This is a genomic window from Rossellomorea sedimentorum, from assembly GCF_046237645.1.
Classification (GTDB): Bacteria; Bacillota; Bacilli; order Bacillales; family Bacillaceae_B; genus Rossellomorea; species Rossellomorea sedimentorum.
This window is the reverse complement of record NZ_CP143546.1, coordinates 2,615,914-2,631,520: the sequence shown is the minus strand read 5'-3', so window position 1 is coordinate 2,631,520 and position 15,607 is coordinate 2,615,914. Positions and strand designations below refer to the sequence as shown.

Sequence of the window (15,607 nt, the reverse complement as noted above, 5' to 3'; positions counted from 1 at the left end):
ATTCATTGAAGCCCACAGAGATGAACATACGGTAGTGAAGATGTGTGATGTATTGAATGTATCCTCCAGTGGCTTCTACAAATGGCTGGAAAGACAGGCTATGGGCGAGACTGACAGAGAGAAACGCAAGAAAGAAATTCTTCAGAAAATTAGTAAGTCCTATCATGAAAGCTTGGGCACTTATGGTAGCCCCAGAGTACACGATGATTTAATCGAATGGAACTATACGGTTTCGTTGAAGACAGTTGCGCGTTACATGCAAGAACTTGGATTGAGAGCCATTCCAGAAACGAAGTTTGTGGTAACAACAGATTCTAATCACTCTCTGCCTCTATACCCTAACGTGGTAAATCGAGAATTTACTGTTGAAACACCAAACAAAGTGTGGGTCGCTGATATTACGTATGTCTGGACACTTGAAGGCTGGCTTTATCTGGCATCAATCATGGACTTATTCTCAAGAAAACTTGTGGGCTGGAGCCTAGGAAAGACAATGAAAAAGGAACTAACCCTGGAAGCTTTAAAAATGGCCTTAGATTCAAGGAATCCTGGCGAGGGGCTCATTCACCACTCCGACCGTGGATCTCAGTATTGTTCAAATGATTACATCGATTGTTTAAAGGAAAGAGACATTCAAATAAGCATGAGCCGAAAAGGAAATCCATACGACAATGCTTGCATTGAATCCTTCCACGCCACCATCAAGAAGGAGCTTATCTACCGATTCCGTTTTAACACAAGGGGACAGGCTGCTAAGGCCATTAATTTCTTTATCTCAGCCCGTTATAATGAGAAGCGAAAGCATTCTACGTTAGGCTATAGTTCCCCTAACAACTTTGAAAGAAAATACCAACAAGATTCATTAGAAAAAATCTCCTAGATGTACCATTTGCCTGAGTAATGAGTGAGTCAATTTTGACTCACTCATTATTCAGGCCCACCAAACGAAGTGCGGTAGCCTTAACGGGGTAAAAATATCTTTTTGGATTGTCCATTTTCTTGACAGAAGTCCAATAAAGACCTATAGAGTCTCTCTAAAGGACGATAAAATGAGAAAGTCAAAAATAAAGACCTATAGAGCCTCTCTATAGGACGATAAAAAGGAAAAGCCAAAAATAAAGACCTATAGAGCCCCTCTAAAGGCCGATAAAAAGGAAAAGCCAAAAATAAAGACCTATAGAGCCTCTCTAAAGGACGATAAAATGAAAAAGTCAAAAATAAAGACCTATAAAGTCCCTCTAAAGGCCGATAAAAAGGAAAAGCCAAAAATAAAGACCTATAGAGTCTCTCTAAAGGACGATAAAATGAGAAAGCCAAGATTAAAGACCTATAGAGCCTCTCTAAAGGACGATAAAATGAAAAAGTCAAAAATAAAGACCTATAAAGTCCCTCTAAAGGCCGATAAAAAGGAAAAGCCAAAAATAAAGACCTATAGAGTCTCTCTAAAGGCCGATAAAAAGGAAAAGCCAAAATTAAAGACCTATAGAGCCTTTCTATAAGACGATAAATAGGAACATCCAAAAGTCCCCTTTACTAAAATCCATCCATACCCAAATTCCTCTCATTAAAGAAGTAAAGTAACTCACCAATATAGGAATAAAGTGGTGTGAACACTATAATCCCATCCAATCCCAACCCGAGCGACAAATACACTCCCGCCTATTTTAGGCAAACACATAAACATATTAGGCGCTTATTACATACAGTAATGGTGAACCAGAAAAAAATGAGGAGTGATTTGAATGCACTACGGTTATGACGATTGTTGTTATGGGTACCCTGCACCGGTAGCAGGTGTTGGATATCACGGCGGATTTGCGTTGATTGTTGTGTTGTTTATTTTATTGATCATCATCGGTGCAGTGTGCTACGCCCCTAAACATTAATATAATCATTAAAAACGGATAGAAACCATGAAAGGCCGATAATATATCGGTCTTTTTTTCGTGAACTTTTTATCCGTATGAAAGATTCGCCGTATTAAACATAAGTATTAGTAAGAGTAGAACTCCACTTAGATCAGGAGGGGGTTTCATGCCTCATTCTCACTTAATCAAGCCGGTGCTTTCCGGGAATTATCCTGAGATTGATTATGGAAAAGGTGTCTTTTTGTATGACAAGGCAGGGTTTGAATATTTGGATGCCTGTTCAGGCGCAGTGACGGCCAATATCGGCCATGGTATTGAAGAAATATTGCAGGCTATTTACAGACAGGGGCAGCAGGTTTCGTTTGTCTATCGTTCACAATTTACGAACGAGCCAAGTGAACAACTTGCTGCCCTTCTTTCGCAGGAAACAGGACTTCAATGGTGTTTCTTGGTCAACAGTGGTTCAGAAGCTGTGGAAACGGCCGTGAAGATTGCCATCCAGTATTGGCAGGAAAAAGGAAAGCCGGCTAAGCGGAGGGTTATATCCAGGTGGTTGAGCTACCATGGAATTACTTTCGGGGCACTGTCAGCCTCGGGTCATCCGGTAAGAAGGGAACGGTTTGATTCGTTTGTAGGTGATTGGCCCGCTGTCGAACCTCCATATTGTTACAGATGTCCATTCGGCAAGACGTATCCTCAATGCAATGTTCAATGCGCCAGGCAGCTTGAAACGGTGATAAGGAGGATAGGCGAAGGAAATGTCGCTGCGTTCATCACAGAGCCTGTCATTGGGGCAGCGGGAGGAGCGATTGATGCTCCTAAAGAATACTTCAGGATTGTCAGAGAAATTTGTGACAAATATGATGTCCTGCTGATTGCGGATGAGGTGATGACCGGATGCGGTCGAACGGGAACTTTTTTAGCAATAGAACAATGGGGGATCAAGGCAGATATTGTCGCACTTGGAAAAGGGTTGAGTGCAGGATATGCCCCAATTGCGGCTGCCCTTATGACAAAAGAAGTGGTAGAGCCAATTCTTCAAGGTTCACAGGTGATCATGAGCGGACACACTTTCAGCGGAAATCCACTCTCGAGTGCAGCGGCACTGGCTGTTTTAAAACTAATAAAATCTGAGAAATTGATTGAGGGGGTGGCTGACAAAGGGGCATACCTGCGAAAACAGCTTAACGAGTTGAAGAAGGATTATGGATTTATCGGGGACGTGCGTGGAAGAGGCCTGCTGCTCGGCATTGAATTCTCCGGATCAGTTAGCGGAAGAACAGTTGACTCCGCTTTTACCTCATTGATCGTGGAAGAAGCTAAAAAGGAAGGGCTGCTGCTCTATCCGGCTGCCGCAGGCCTGGATGGAAGGAGCGGTTCTGCTATATTGATCGCCCCGCCACTTACTATTACATTGGCTGAGCTTGATGAACTTATCGTAAGGTTGAAGAAAACTTTAACAGCTCTTTCAGAGATATAAAATGAAAGAAGGGGAGCAAAATGGGGGGACAAAAAGTCAGCAGCTATGAGGATATAAAGACCTTTTTTCGTAACGGAATGACGTTGATGTTTGGCGGTTTCGGCGGGGTAGGCTCACCTCCGACTCTTATCAGCCACCTTCTTCAGTGGGAAATCACCGATCTTACACTAATAGGAAACGATACAGGCTTTCCCTCCATCGGAATCGGACAGCTCATTACTGAGGGAAGAGCGGTAAAAGTGATAGCTTCCCATATTGGCAGCAATCCTGTCGCAGGCCGGTTGATGAGTGAAGGGAAACTCAATGTCGAATTTTCCCCTCAAGGGATTTTGGCAGAGAGAATAAGAGCAGGCGGCAGCGGGCTGAAAGGGATTATCACAGATATCGGCGTGGATGACCCTTACTTGAACAAAAATAAACCAACAATAGAACTATCAGGAAAGAGATATATGGTTGAAACGGCGCTGACGGCAGAAGTGGGTATTGTCTATGCTCGTAAAGCCGATAAGCTTGGCAACCTTGTATATGATAAAAGTGCCCGTAACACCAACCCATTAGTAGCAATGGCGGCCGACATCACTATTGTCGAAGCCGATGAAATTGTAGAACCGGGTGAACTGGATCCTGAAGAAATTGTTACTCCTGGCGTTTTTGTGGACAAAATCGTGAGGTCTAAGGGGGTGGACTGGAAGTGGGCTTGGGAGTAGAAGAGAAAAATAAAATGGCAGCTAGAGCAGCAAAAGAAATTTCAGATGGAATGGTTGTGAACTTAGGTATCGGGATTCCATCATTAGTTCCCAATCACCTAAAGGGTACTCCAAATATCATCTTTCATGCAGAGAATGGGATCCTCGGTATGGGAAAATCGCCGGCAGAAGGAGAAGAAGATGCCAATCTCTGCAATGCAGGAGGCTTTCCGGTTACCCTTGAGACTGGAGGCAGCTACTGTGACAGCTTGACAGCTTTCAGCATCATCAGGCGGGGGCTGCTTGACCTCACGATTCTGGGAGCACTCCAAGTCAGTGAAAATGGTGACCTTGCCAATTGGATCATCCCCGGCAAGAAGGTTCCGGGCATGGGAGGAGCGACTGAGCTGGCGATGAAGACTAAGAAGGTCATTGTCGTGATGGCGCAATGTGATAAATATGGCAGGAGCAAGATAGTGAAACAATGTTCGCTTCCATTGACAGCGGCAACTTGTGTAAATGTCATTATCACTGAAATGGGAGTATTTGAAGTTAACCGATCGGGGTTAACGCTGACTGAAATATTTTCTCCATATTCATTGGAAGACCTCAAGAAGAAGACGGCAGCCGATTTTGACACTGCTCACAATCTTCGTTTCATTTAGAATGGCGGTTTTAGTATAGATGGTTGCTATCGGAAAAATCCAAAGGACCGGATTTTTCCCTTGGGTACAAGGCTTGTCTAAATGAACAAGGCGATTAGCTCTTTTCATTCCTGCCTACCAGGGTGAGTTCTGTGAATTTTGGCTATATCTCTTGAACTTCATATTAAATAGCAACAAAGTTTTAGAAAAGAACCATAAAGTAAAGGAAGTGAAAGAAATGGACAATAACGCGGTCAAGCAATGGATACACAGTCAGGAAACGCAAGCTGTCCGTCTTTTACAAAAACTGGTCCAAGAAAAAAGTGTAAGGGGAAATGAGTCGAAGGCACAGGCTGTCATCATAGAGAAATGTCGTGAAATCGGGTTGCAGCTTGATATCTGGGAAATTGATAAAAAAAATCTTATCCATCACCCATTCTATCGGTGTGATAGAGAAGACTTCCTTGGTAATCCCAACGTAATAGGTATTCTGAAGGGGACTGGAGAAGGCAGGTCCATCATTCTCAATGGCCATATCGATGTAGTCCCAGAAGGTGATGAAACGGCTTGGAACATTGAACCTTACAGCGGTGAATACTTGAATGGGAAGGTTTTCGGGAGAGGGTCCACGGATATGAAAGGCGGAACGGTCTCTCTGCTTCTGGCAATTGAAGCCTTGAAGGAGACTGGGATCAAGTTGAAAGGAGATATCATTTTTCAAAGTGTAATAGAAGAGGAGAGTGGCGGGACCGGCACATTGGCTGCATTATTAAGGGGATACACAGCCGATGCAGCGATCATTCCGGAGCCTACCAATATGAAGCTGTTTCCAAAGCAGCAGGGATCGATGTGGTTTAGGATTTCGGTGAAAGGCAAACAGGCTCACGGAGGAACCCGCTATGAAGGAGTAAACGCCATTGAGAAAGCCATGGCCGTAGTGGATGAGCTGCAAGATCTTGAAAAACGGAGAAATGAGAATATATTAGATCCACTATATAGAAATATTCCAATCCCATTCCCTATTAATATAGGGAAATTTCAAAGCGGTAAATGGCCGTCTTCCGTACCGGATCTGGCTGTGATTGAGGGCAGGATTGGTGTAGCCCCAGAAGAGTCCATGGAGGAAGTAGAGAAAGAAATGGAATCTTGTCTTCAGGGTCTTGCAGAGAAGGACAGCTGGTTTGAACAGAACCCTGTCAGGTTGGAATGGTTCGGCGGAAGGTGGCAGCCGGGCAGCCTTGAAACTGATCATCCATTTATGGAAGTGGTAAGTGAAGCATATACAAAAGTTTTCCATTCCCCTCCAGTCATTGAAGCCTCACCATGGGGGACTGATGGCGGCATTCTTTCTAAAGGGGGGAACATCCCTGTCATCGTATTCGGTCCGGGGACAACGGAGGCAGCCCATGACGCCAACGAATACATTGAAGTACCTAAGATTCTTCAGACAGCCGAAGTCATAGCAATGGCCATCCTAGAGTGGTGTGAAGTGTCAGATAGTTAATGGCATTTAAGGCTCTTTTCTTAAATGTTGTTGCTATTTAATGTGTATTTCAAAAGGAATAAATAGAAAGCAGGGAAAATCATGCAATACTCTAATAAAGTCACAGGAACCAAAGCCAATATTACAGCTTATTGTGACCGGTTTAATAAGAGAGTCAGAATTGATGACTATGCAGGGAATCTTGAAGAAGTTAAAAAAATGATTGAAGACTCCAGTAAGGAAATAAATGCAGAGAAGATTATTTTGAAGGCGAGAAGTGAGCACCTCCTTTCGTTTATAGAGAAGGGGTATGTCTTGGAAGCAGTCATCAGAGGTTTCTTCAACGGCAATGATGTATACTTCCTCGCAAAGTTTATGACAGAAGAACGTAGAATGTCCGCCCATTGGCAGAAGTCTGAAGAAATTTTTACTGATGTACATGGACTAGAAGAGGAGACAAGAAACCCTCTTCACAGGTTTCAACTTCAAAAAGCGGGAGTGAAAGATGCAGAAAGACTGGCTGCTCTGTACGAAAAGGTGTTTCCGGTTTATCCAGTGCCATTACAGAAACCAGACTATGTCCGCAAAGCAATGGAAAGTGGAACAGTCTTTCTATTTATCGAGAAGAACGATGAAATTATCAGTGCAGCTTCAGCAGAAATAGATGTTTTTAACGGAAATGCAGAATTGACGGATTGTGCGACTCTTCCTTCTTATAGAGGCGGCGGCCTGATGAAGCAGCTCCTGAACGGTTTGGAAGCAGAACTGGCAGGACAGCAGATATTTTGTGTGTATACCATTGCCAGGTCACTGTCTTTCGGCATGAATGCAGCCTTCAAACAGCTTGGATACAGGTATGGCGGGAGGCTTGTGAACAACTGTTTTATTTACGATAAGATGGAGGATATGAATATCTGGTGGAAGGACTTGAGCAGAGAATAAAAAGCTTGCTGTATCTTAAGGGAAAACTTGAAACCATTTTTCCTCGCCCATCATAGCCTAGAAGTAAAAACAGATTCATTGGCTCTGTAAAAGTGCTGTCAGTCCAGCGAAATGATGGAGAAGGGTTGGTGCCTTATATGTTAAATGATTTATATAAACCTAAGAGACATTGGAAGGACATAGAAGTTTGGAAAGATGTTACAGAAGAGCAGTGGAATGATTGGATTTGGCAATTGACGAATACGATCAGGACATTGGATGATCTAAAAAAAGTGATTAACTTGACTCCTGAAGAGGAGGAAGGAGTCAGAATATCCACGAAAACAATCCCGCTGAATATCACTCCTTACTACGCCTGGCTCATGAATGAAGATGACGCCCGCTGCCCAATCAGGATGCAGTCTGTGCCGATAGGAAAAGAAATTCATAAAACGAAGTATGACATGGAAGATCCGCTGCATGAAGATGAAGATTCTCCGGTACCAGGACTGACTCACAGATATCCTGACCGAGTCCTCTTTCTTGTCACTAACCAATGTTCAATGTACTGCCGCTATTGTACACGCAGACGGTTTTCCGGACAAATCGGCATGGGAGTCCCAAAGAAACAGCTCGACGCAGCCATCGAGTATATAAGGGATACTCCTCAAGTCAGAGATGTCCTTCTTTCCGGAGGAGACGGCCTTCTAATCAATGACAAGATCCTTGAATATATTCTTAAGAATCTAAGGGATATACCTCATGTGGAAATCATCCGGATCGGCACGAGAGCACCTGTCGTATTTCCGCAGAGAATCACAGAAAATCTATGCAATATATTGAAGAAGTATCACCCGGTTTGGCTTAACACACATTTCAATACGTCGATAGAAATTACGGAAGAATCAAAAAAAGCATGTGAGATGCTGGTGGATGCAGGCGTCCCGGTAGGCAACCAGGCGGTAATCCTGGCCGGGATCAATGATAGTGTACCGATCATGAAGAAATTGATGCACGACCTGGTGAAAATACGGGTCCGTCCATACTATATCTATCAATGTGATTTATCTGAAGGAATCGGACACTTCAGAGCGCCTGTTTCAAAAGGCCTTGAGATTATTGAAGGTTTGAGAGGGCATACTTCAGGTTACGCGGTCCCGACTTTTGTATGTGATGCCCCTGGCGGCGGAGGCAAAATCGCCCTTCAGCCAAACTATCTCATCTCTCAAAGTGCGGACAAAGTCGTACTGAGGAATTTCGAAGGGGTCATCACCACCTATCCGGAGCCGGAAAACTATATCCCGGGGAGAGCGGATGATTACTTCAATTCAATCTACCCATTGGAAAGCTTTAAATCAGCTATCGGCATCAACGGCCTCCTTAATGAGTCTAAATCTTCCCTTGTTCCTAAAGGGCTGCACCGTCTGAATCGGAGAGAGAAATACGTAACGAATCCTGAACACAAATCACTTAAGGATTTACGTGAGAAGAGAGATGCCTTGAAAGAGAAAAAGTATCAGGCACAACTGAAAAAAATGGAAAAGGCAGAGTCTGCAGATGAGTGAAAGGTTTGAATGTTCATGGTGCGGGGAACAACAAGCATATGGAAGCAGCGGTCCTGTGTTTTGGGAACTGCCGGACGGGTCAAGAGCCATTGAAATAACCGGTACACCCCAAGTGTTTTGCAGCAGCTGTGGCATTGTATTTACAGAGGAATCGGTTACGATTGATATTGAAGACCAGCTGCTTCTTATTGATACCAAGGGGCTTGAAGACAGGGTTTCCTATCAGGACTTAATGAAAATAGAGCGGAAACTCAAGAGAAATTATTTCCGTTTTGACTGATCGGCTCTTTACGAACTCCTTTTATTTATGTATCCTAATACAAAGAATTGCCAATGGCTTTAGCAGGAGATCAATCTATTAGTTTTCACAGGGCAGGAGATCAAGATGAGAAAATCTTTTTATCACTTTCTAATGAAATATCGTCAACCTACCGCTCGTGATCAGCTCACGGCTTTCGCAAATAGTGTATATGACGACCTCGCTTTCCCGAAACAGGCAGAAGAATACGATGAAGTCAGTTCCTATCTGGAATTGAACGGCCATTATATTGAAAGTATGAGCCTGTTTGATGATGCCTGGGAAAGGTATTTGATCGAAGAGGGATGATATAAAAGCACGCCTGGAAATCAGGCGTGCTTTTTGGTCTATTGATAAAGGAGTAGTAGCCGTGTATTTTATAGTATATAAAAAACGGCACCTGCTTTCGGGATAAGCCTTTGTTGTGTCATTATATATACCTAGACAGAAAGTGAGCCGCGAAATCCTCTAGCGGCATAGTATGATTCTGCTCCGTTGTGATAAACAAAGACATGACCGTAGCGGTAATCGCAAAAAAGTGCCCCGCCCAGGTCTCTAATATCCTGGGGTGTCTTAACCCAGCTCGACGTCTTTGTATCAAAAATTTCTAGCTTTTGTAAAGCTTTATACTGATCTACTGTTAAAAGGTCAATGCCCATAGAAGCTGCCATATCAATAGCACTGGTTTCTGGTTTGTGTTTTTTTCTCGACTCCAGAGCTGCTCGGTCATAACATACGCTTCTTCGCCCTTTAGGGTTTTCCGCTGAACAATCACAGAACATGTATGTTTCCTTCTGTGTGTCGTATCCAACCACGTCTGGCTCTCCTCCGGTTCTTTCCATTTCATTGAGCGACCAAAGTTTTTTTGGATCTGCTTTCAGTCTGGCTTCGACCTTGTCCCACTTCATATTTTTATGGCGATGCATATTTTCCTTAAAACGACCTTTCAAAACATGAAGTAATTCTTCAGCTTGATCATGTGATAACTCGTATGCAGTTTTTTTCGTCATCATCGTTCCCCTTTTTGAATTATTCTTATAATGGATAAAACTTGATAAGTAATTAATGCCTCTAACCTTACATGGTGCTTCTCAAACTAAAGGTGTACTCCTGCTTTCCTCCAATTTTTCCATCGTATAACCAGTGTAGTGAAATCATTTTACTATATATTCTAAACGTGAGTAAATTCCTTCCCGGCTTAATTCGCTTTCGCCAGGATGGTAGCCCTGAAAGAATGGGCTGCTATTGTAAGTCGATGTAAGACTGTTATTCAAATGAATAATATAACACAGAATTGATTACAAAAATCCCTCTCTAATAGGCTTCTTTTATTAGCGTTATTTAAAGGAGTGCATATGATAATAACAAATAACTTTAAGGGGGAGGGGAGAAGATGGGCAAGCGGAAACAACCAAAGTTCAAGACAGGAGACACGGTGGTTGTTACGATTTATGGAACTGTAGGAAAAGTGACAAATATAAAGTTTTTAGAGGGAGAATATGTTTACGAAGTCAATGAAAGTGAAGGACTTTTCAAGGAAGATTGTTTGAGGCTGCTGGATGAATATGACGGGTACCTGCTTGAGCAGGAGCAGATTGATATAGAATATAAGTTTTTATTTGGTGATCTTGTCAAAGTCAAAGGGTATGAGAGTGATTTTTTCAAAGTCGTAGGATTCCGTACCGAAATCTGGAGATACAAAGAGGATGCCTGGGAAGATGTCATTTACGAATTGACAAGAATTACAGACGGAGAATGGCTGGAAGCCGATGAAGAGGAACTGACTTTGATAGCGGATCATGACCAGGCGGAGACGTATATGAAGAAATATGGAATTGTCATTCCCACTAAACAAGAACAGGCATTGTTACCTTCTCCGCGATATCAGGATGACAGCTTTATAGATCGTCTGCTTGATATTTATAATGACTATAAAGTCTTATATTATCTGTTCAAAGACAAGAAGTACAAACGTAAAATGAACACGATCGTCGAGCAGCTGAGAAACCATCTGAGTTCGAATTCCGATGCTATCGGAAAAGATTGAACTCAGAACAAAATAATAAGGAACACTGGAAAGCTCAATATGAAAAATGCTTTCAAGAGCCAGCTCAGCACCCGCTCCATTCCCTTAATGATCATTCCATCATCATTCATGATATCCTCTGCCAAAAAACTTTTCAGTGTTTTAACTGTATCCATCGTCATCTCTCCTCCGGCATTAAGTGTTAGAATCATTTCTGCTTTGTATCCTCACTTTATGCTTGTCCAAGTCAGGATATGAAAACTTTTTTCTGTCTGCATAACTTTCTTATGATTTTCATAGATTGAAGTACAAGGGGGCGATACTATGCGTGAAATTGAAGTGTTTATTGATACGGAAGAAATTGCGGAATTTTTCTTTCAGGAACTTGTTCGCAGAGGGTATGTACCCTCAGAAGATGAATTAGAAGAAATCGCCGATATTACTTTTGAATATCTCATTGAGAAATGCATCATTGATGAGGAAGCAAACGATGATGATTATTAATTTACATGAGACAGATTTTGTCTCTGCTACATAAACAAAAAGCAGGCTTCCTGAAGGGGGAGCCTGCTTTAGGTTGATAAAGATTTATAATCAGATGACAGCTTAACGATCAAACTTGCCCGGGGCGTTACATCAAAATGGACTGTCACGGGTAGTGTCTCTAAAACATCAATGTAATGGATGGTATCAGATTTTACCCAATCTTCATATGAAAATGAATGGTCAATAGAGTGCCATACACTCTCTAGTTGCGGGCTGAAAATTTTTTTTGCCGTTTTTTCGTGTGAATAGCTTTTGGGCCAGTAGTCACTTCGGGAACCGGTGTGTGGGGTGTTCATGGCATAATGGAAGGCAGAACGATAAATGGGTTGTTTCAGAAAAAGGATACTGTAGAGTTTCTTTCCAATGTTTATGCGTTCTTCGGTATTTTCAAAATAAGAAATAGTAGTGCCCGCCAGTAAGTATGGTCCCCCGGTTTGTTTACTCTTTTTATAAGGGAAGAAAACCGTTGTCCATTCCAGTCTGTCTTGAAGGTAAAAGAGGAACTTTTCATAAACGTAATCCTCTTGTATTTGAGCAACCAGTCTGGTTTGAAGCATACTTTGTTCATTTATGATTAAGCCGAGTGCCAATACTCTCTTGTCTCCATCGTTCCAAAAACGTTCCCAGAATACGGACATTGCTTTTGAAACGCCAAAGGCAGGAAGCAAGTGAAACAATGGTTTCTTTTTTTCAATGCTTTTTTTATAGAGTAGAAGTTGGGGGAAGGCATCATGAAAAATGAACGCATTGGCTTTTTCGAGGAACAGGAAGAAATTCTTTGCTGTATCTTCATCGAGAAAGGAGGGGAGGATTTCTCCTTTGAGATCTGTCATATGATACCCTGCATTTCTTGATACCATATGTGCTAGGAATGCCCACTCAATTTCCTGAGTTGTTTTGTAATAATCTAAGTAGGCTTTCGTCCTCGTCACGTTATTTTTGTTTTTCCTCTCTGTTTCCGATTTAATTTCCTCAATAATTAACCTTTCATCCGACAGAATGACAAGAGCAGTGTGACTTGTATTCATAATCAGATTTTTAATTTTCTGTATTTCTGTCTTAGGCAATAAAGGAATAAACTTCTCTTTAGGTGCCAGAAGATTTTGGATGAAGGATACAACCATAAATCATCACTCCAGAATGAAACTTTTTTGAAAATCAAACGTATAAAAACCATAGGCTGCGTTTTACCTAACTTTAGCCCAGCTTAATAATGATAAGTTATTTCGCAAAGTTTGCAGTTTTTAAACTAACGGAATTTTGTTTCACCGCCCGCCCCTTGGAGCCGTACACCGGGAGCGGAATTGAGCCTTAATTAATCTTGAAGTAAAGGGAGGAATTACGTTGTTGAAGAAATTGATTAAGCATTTAATTAAGAGCAAGATGCATAAAAAATATTATTCTTCGAGTGATTCTTGGAAGCATTATAAATCTCATAAACATAAACATTATGGACATCATCATTATAAAAAGAAGTATAAAAGCAGCTTCTCAAGTTTTTTCAGCAGCTGAACACAATGGGCGTTTGGAGAGAAACTGTTAACCTCTTTGAAAAAGAGTGGAAGCCCGGTTCTGAAGTTGAAGATTATGTTGTAAAGTCTCTCTTAGGACAAGGAAGCTATGGTACAGCTTATCTGGTGGAAAACAATACGGATGGCCGATTGGCTGTGTTGAAAAGACTGAGACCTTATAAGAGGCTGATTGACCCTGCCGGAAAACTACTGAAAAAGGAAGCTGACATTCTGGCTAGTCTTGAAAGCGGTCATTTTCCTAAACTGATTTCATCTGGCAGGAAAGATAAAGTGCCCTATCTGATCATGGAATTCTTTGAAGGAAAAACAGTTGATCAACTAATCTTTGAAGAAGGAAAATCCTTTAATGAAAAAGAAGCTTTAATTATAGTCAGAGAAATCGTTCAGATTATCAGTTTGCTGCATGACAAGGGAATCGTTCACAGAGATTTGCGGATTCCCAATGTGATACTCAGTGGAGGTTCTTTGAAGATCATCGACTTTGGCTTGGCTGCAGAAATGGAGAGCAATCACTCGGACACCTCTAAACATAAGGATCATATGCGCGAGAAAAGTGTCAGGGCAGATTTTTATGCAGTTGGTCATTTCCTGCTATTCCTGCTTTATTCCTCCTATAAAAGTGACGAAAAGAAGGAAAGAAGCTGGGAAGAGGAGCTGGAATTATGCCCGTTAACAAAGGGTATCCTTAGACGACTGTTACAAATAGAAAAACCTTTTGACGGCTGCTCCGAGTTGATTCGGTCACTGGAGAGGGCTATCCAAAAAATTCAAACGTAAAGGAAGGAATCATTATGTCATTTTTTAATAAGGTATTTGCTTCTGTAGGAATTGGTGCAGCATCTGTTGATACTAAACTGGAAAGAACCCGTTACACAGCTGGGGAGAGAGTGTCAGGTGTTGTGGAAGTGAAGGGTGGAAATGTCGAGCAGGAAGTGGATTCTATTTATCTTATGTTGTACACAACATATATCCGTGAGTCGGATGATAAAAAATACACTGACAGCGCCTGTATTGAAAAGGTGCAAATATCAGAACCATTTGTAATCAAGGAAAATGAAGTCAAACAGTTTCAGGTAAGTTTTGAACTTCCATTTGAGACTCCTGTGACAGTTGGCAATACGAGGGTATGGGTGGCAACCGGGCTGGATATCAAAAATGCAATAGATCCAAAAGATAAAGATTATATCGAAATTGCGCCGAATGAAATGATGAGTGCCGTCTTTTCATCTTTGGAAAGACTCGGGTTTAAATTAAGGCAGGCAGAGTGTGAGCAAGCCCCTCGCCATTTGAGAGGCAGGCATCCGTTTGTTCAGGAATTTGAATTCATTCCGGCTGCAGGAGCCTATCGACACAAGCTCGATGAACTTGAAGTCGTATTCCTGAACCAGTCGGTTAACTCGGTTGACATTCTTTTCGAAGTAGACCGCAGGGCAAGAGGGTTTGGCGGTTTCCTTGCAGAAGCCTTGGAAATGGACGAGTCGCTGGTAAAAATGACGATTTCTGCAGCAGAACTGCCTTCTCTTGACGAAAAAATCGGAAAGGTGCTGGACCGGTATTCATAATTTTGCGGGTTCGACAAAAGCAGTCTTTTTCTGATGAAGGATTCGACAGGGATAAGAGCTAATTCTATAAGAACCAAATAAACGGAGGGGTTCTTATGGCATTGCTAGAAAAGATTATTCGTCCAAAATCCTACACGAAAACCTATGACATCACCATCTTTCAAACGCCTGCTTTCGGCCAGAGGAAAGGCTATAAAAAAGTGTACCGTATGGCGGTTCCAGCTCAAGATAGGCTGGATGCTTTGGAACAGACGTTTCGCTTGTTCAATGTACCGGACAGAATGCCCAAGGATTATAACGGACGATACATTACCACTGGGGATATTATTTTCGTTGATGAGGGAAGAAGGGGCCATTATTATTTCAGGTTGGAGCCTGGCGGCTGGAAAGAGGTAAATAGAGTAATTATAAGGTGATTCTTTATTTCTCCAGCCCCCATGCTGGAGATTTTTTAGTAAGTATTACGCTAGGAGTTCAGGAAAAAATATAATGCCAATAGAGGGTTGACTATCCTAAAATTAATGGTGTCTGAAGCAACCGGTAACTTAATATGTACATGAAAGGGACTGGAGAATAACAATCCTGCTTCCTTTTCAAGTGTTTAAAGAGCCGGCAAAAGCCGGCTCATGCCAATAAAGCACTTATTGATGGTGTCCTGGCCCGTTTTTCCGCTTGCGGCCGGAATGCTCTTTATCATGAGCTTCATGCTCAGCGATAATGCCTTCTGGCGGTATGTGATTATTTTTTTTAGGTGCATTAATGCGTGCACGGTGTTTTTTTCCCAAAGAAGTTTACCTCCCGCTGTTGAATCGTTCTGTTTTAGAAGAGTTAGGCTGATTCCTTGAACGTGAAGATGGATTCGTATTGTTGGCATATTCAACTGCCTGGCGAAGTTTCTTGCTCATTTTTTCATTAGCCATAGTAATCCCTCCCTAAGACTAGTTTAGCCACTTCCATCTTTGTTATCCTTGGTATGAACTCGTTGCATGAATTGGT

21 protein-coding genes are annotated in these 15,607 nt (G+C 42.1%); 16 read left to right on the top strand and 5 right to left on the bottom strand.

All coding sequences use genetic code 11. The features are described 5' to 3' along the window. Positions 1-4 precede the first annotated feature (4 nt). From V1502_RS13035 to V1502_RS12985, 11 genes are all read left to right on the top strand, one after another. On the top strand, positions 5-880 hold the full coding sequence (locus V1502_RS13035; RefSeq protein WP_409254347.1) for an IS3 family transposase: 876 nt from the start codon (positions 5-7) through the stop codon (positions 878-880). A gap of 322 nt (positions 881-1,202) precedes the next feature. Then, positions 1,203-1,499: a hypothetical protein gene (locus V1502_RS13030; RefSeq protein ID WP_409251078.1), complete on the top strand. Its 297-nt coding sequence runs from the start codon at positions 1,203-1,205 to the stop codon at positions 1,497-1,499. Positions 1,500-1,742: 243 nt separating this feature from the next. Further along, positions 1,743-1,886 carry a YjcZ family sporulation protein gene (locus tag V1502_RS13025; protein ID WP_409251077.1) on the top strand — a complete coding sequence of 48 codons (144 nt, stop codon included), beginning with the start codon at positions 1,743-1,745 and terminating at the stop codon, positions 1,884-1,886. Positions 1,887-2,034: 148 nt separating this feature from the next. Beyond that, positions 2,035-3,348 carry an aspartate aminotransferase family protein gene (locus V1502_RS13020; protein ID WP_409251076.1) on the top strand — a complete coding sequence of 438 codons (1,314 nt, stop codon included), beginning with the start codon at positions 2,035-2,037 and terminating at the stop codon, positions 3,346-3,348. Between the two features lie 20 nt (positions 3,349-3,368). Continuing rightward, a complete protein-coding gene (locus V1502_RS13015; RefSeq protein ID WP_409251075.1) occupies positions 3,369-4,055 on the top strand; it encodes a 3-oxoacid CoA-transferase subunit A in 687 nt (228 codons plus the stop codon). Further along, complete coding sequence (locus tag V1502_RS13010; RefSeq protein WP_409251074.1) at positions 4,040-4,699, top strand: 3-oxoacid CoA-transferase subunit B; 660 nt, start codon at positions 4,040-4,042, stop codon at positions 4,697-4,699. The genes V1502_RS13015 and V1502_RS13010 overlap by 16 nt, the downstream gene beginning before the upstream one ends. Positions 4,700-4,916: 217 nt before the next feature. After that, positions 4,917-6,182: a peptidase gene (locus V1502_RS13005; RefSeq protein ID WP_409251073.1), complete on the top strand. Its 1,266-nt coding sequence runs from the start codon at positions 4,917-4,919 to the stop codon at positions 6,180-6,182. Between the two features lie 81 nt (positions 6,183-6,263). Continuing rightward, entirely contained in the window at positions 6,264-7,103 is an 840-nt protein-coding gene (ablB, locus tag V1502_RS13000) for a putative beta-lysine N-acetyltransferase (RefSeq protein ID WP_409251072.1), read from the top strand. Between the two features lie 137 nt (positions 7,104-7,240). Then, complete coding sequence (gene ablA / locus V1502_RS12995) at positions 7,241-8,647, top strand: lysine 2,3-aminomutase (RefSeq protein ID WP_409254346.1); 1,407 nt, start codon at positions 7,241-7,243, stop codon at positions 8,645-8,647. Next, positions 8,640-8,927, top strand: coding sequence for a YokU family protein (locus V1502_RS12990; protein ID WP_409251071.1), 288 nt, complete (start codon positions 8,640-8,642; stop codon positions 8,925-8,927). The genes ablA and V1502_RS12990 overlap by 8 nt, the downstream gene beginning before the upstream one ends. A 105-nt stretch (positions 8,928-9,032) precedes the next feature. After that, entirely contained in the window at positions 9,033-9,254 is a 222-nt protein-coding gene (locus tag V1502_RS12985; protein WP_409251070.1) for a YozE family protein, read from the top strand. A 131-nt stretch (positions 9,255-9,385) separates the two neighbouring features. On the opposite strand, the gene V1502_RS12980 is transcribed toward V1502_RS12985, so the two are convergent. Continuing rightward, a complete protein-coding gene (locus tag V1502_RS12980) occupies positions 9,386-9,955 on the bottom strand; it encodes a DUF4256 domain-containing protein (RefSeq protein ID WP_409251069.1) in 570 nt (189 codons plus the stop codon). A gap of 383 nt (positions 9,956-10,338) precedes the next feature. Between V1502_RS12980 and V1502_RS12975 the strand changes: the two genes are divergently transcribed. Continuing rightward, positions 10,339-10,992: a hypothetical protein gene (locus tag V1502_RS12975; protein ID WP_409251068.1), complete on the top strand. Its 654-nt coding sequence runs from the start codon at positions 10,339-10,341 to the stop codon at positions 10,990-10,992. A gap of 2 nt (positions 10,993-10,994) precedes the next feature. Here the strand turns inward: V1502_RS12975 and V1502_RS12970 are convergent, their stop codons facing one another. Further along, complete coding sequence (locus V1502_RS12970) at positions 10,995-11,147, bottom strand: hypothetical protein (RefSeq protein WP_409251067.1); 153 nt, start codon at positions 11,145-11,147, stop codon at positions 10,995-10,997. A gap of 148 nt (positions 11,148-11,295) precedes the next feature. On the opposite strand from V1502_RS12970, the gene V1502_RS12965 reads away from it, so the two are divergent. Next, the gene (locus tag V1502_RS12965) at positions 11,296-11,475 is read left to right on the top strand and encodes a YozD family protein (protein WP_409251066.1); all 180 of its coding nucleotides are present in this window, start codon (positions 11,296-11,298) and stop codon (positions 11,473-11,475) included. 68 nt (positions 11,476-11,543) lie between these two features. Here the strand turns inward: V1502_RS12965 and V1502_RS12960 are convergent, their stop codons facing one another. Next, on the bottom strand, positions 11,544-12,641 hold the full coding sequence (locus V1502_RS12960; protein ID WP_409251065.1) for a DUF2515 family protein: 1,098 nt from the start codon (positions 12,639-12,641) through the stop codon (positions 11,544-11,546). Positions 12,642-13,034: 393 nt separating this feature from the next. Between V1502_RS12960 and V1502_RS12955 the strand changes: the two genes are divergently transcribed. The 3 genes from V1502_RS12955 to V1502_RS12945 all read left to right on the top strand — a co-directional run bounded on the left by V1502_RS12955 (position 13,035) and on the right by V1502_RS12945 (position 15,027). Next, positions 13,035-13,826: a serine/threonine protein kinase gene (locus V1502_RS12955; protein WP_409251064.1), complete on the top strand. Its 792-nt coding sequence runs from the start codon at positions 13,035-13,037 to the stop codon at positions 13,824-13,826. Positions 13,827-13,840: 14 nt separating this feature from the next. Continuing rightward, complete coding sequence (locus V1502_RS12950) at positions 13,841-14,611, top strand: sporulation protein (protein WP_409251063.1); 771 nt, start codon at positions 13,841-13,843, stop codon at positions 14,609-14,611. A 95-nt stretch (positions 14,612-14,706) separates the two neighbouring features. Next, on the top strand, positions 14,707-15,027 hold the full coding sequence (locus V1502_RS12945) for a YodL domain-containing protein (RefSeq protein WP_409251062.1): 321 nt from the start codon (positions 14,707-14,709) through the stop codon (positions 15,025-15,027). Positions 15,028-15,252: 225 nt separating this feature from the next. Here the strand turns inward: V1502_RS12945 and V1502_RS12940 are convergent, their stop codons facing one another. Together V1502_RS12940 and V1502_RS12935 are read right to left on the bottom strand one after the other, a co-directional pair. Beyond that, complete coding sequence (locus tag V1502_RS12940; RefSeq protein WP_409251061.1) at positions 15,253-15,396, bottom strand: hypothetical protein; 144 nt, start codon at positions 15,394-15,396, stop codon at positions 15,253-15,255. Between the two features lie 6 nt (positions 15,397-15,402). After that, the gene (locus tag V1502_RS12935) at positions 15,403-15,531 is read right to left on the bottom strand and encodes a hypothetical protein (RefSeq protein WP_276310261.1); all 129 of its coding nucleotides are present in this window, start codon (positions 15,529-15,531) and stop codon (positions 15,403-15,405) included. Positions 15,532-15,607 lie beyond the last annotated feature (76 nt).

Coding starts and splice junctions, on each gene's coding strand:
- V1502_RS12965 (WP_409251066.1), top strand. CDS start 11,296: ATGCGTGAAATTGAAGTGTTTATTGATACGGAAGAAATTGCGGAATTT.
- V1502_RS12975 (WP_409251068.1), top strand. CDS start 10,339: ATGGGCAAGCGGAAACAACCAAAGTTCAAGACAGGAGACACGGTGGTT.
- V1502_RS12980 (WP_409251069.1), bottom strand. CDS start 9,955: ATGACGAAAAAAACTGCATACGAGTTATCACATGATCAAGCTGAAGAA.
- V1502_RS12950 (WP_409251063.1), top strand. CDS start 13,841: ATGTCATTTTTTAATAAGGTATTTGCTTCTGTAGGAATTGGTGCAGCA.
- V1502_RS12935 (WP_276310261.1), bottom strand. CDS start 15,531: ATGGCTAATGAAAAAATGAGCAAGAAACTTCGCCAGGCAGTTGAATAT.
- V1502_RS13025 (WP_409251077.1), top strand. CDS start 1,743: ATGCACTACGGTTATGACGATTGTTGTTATGGGTACCCTGCACCGGTA.
- V1502_RS13005 (WP_409251073.1), top strand. CDS start 4,917: ATGGACAATAACGCGGTCAAGCAATGGATACACAGTCAGGAAACGCAA.
- V1502_RS12985 (WP_409251070.1), top strand. CDS start 9,033: ATGAGAAAATCTTTTTATCACTTTCTAATGAAATATCGTCAACCTACC.
- V1502_RS12960 (WP_409251065.1), bottom strand. CDS start 12,641: ATGGTTGTATCCTTCATCCAAAATCTTCTGGCACCTAAAGAGAAGTTT.
- V1502_RS13015 (WP_409251075.1), top strand. CDS start 3,369: ATGGGGGGACAAAAAGTCAGCAGCTATGAGGATATAAAGACCTTTTTT.
- ablB (WP_409251072.1), top strand. CDS start 6,264: ATGCAATACTCTAATAAAGTCACAGGAACCAAAGCCAATATTACAGCT.
- V1502_RS12990 (WP_409251071.1), top strand. CDS start 8,640: ATGAGTGAAAGGTTTGAATGTTCATGGTGCGGGGAACAACAAGCATAT.
- ablA (WP_409254346.1), top strand. CDS start 7,241: ATGTTAAATGATTTATATAAACCTAAGAGACATTGGAAGGACATAGAA.
- V1502_RS12970 (WP_409251067.1), bottom strand. CDS start 11,147: ATGGATACAGTTAAAACACTGAAAAGTTTTTTGGCAGAGGATATCATG.
- V1502_RS12945 (WP_409251062.1), top strand. CDS start 14,707: ATGGCATTGCTAGAAAAGATTATTCGTCCAAAATCCTACACGAAAACC.
- V1502_RS12955 (WP_409251064.1), top strand. CDS start 13,035: ATGGGCGTTTGGAGAGAAACTGTTAACCTCTTTGAAAAAGAGTGGAAG.
- V1502_RS13020 (WP_409251076.1), top strand. CDS start 2,035: ATGCCTCATTCTCACTTAATCAAGCCGGTGCTTTCCGGGAATTATCCT.
- V1502_RS13030 (WP_409251078.1), top strand. CDS start 1,203: ATGAAAAAGTCAAAAATAAAGACCTATAAAGTCCCTCTAAAGGCCGAT.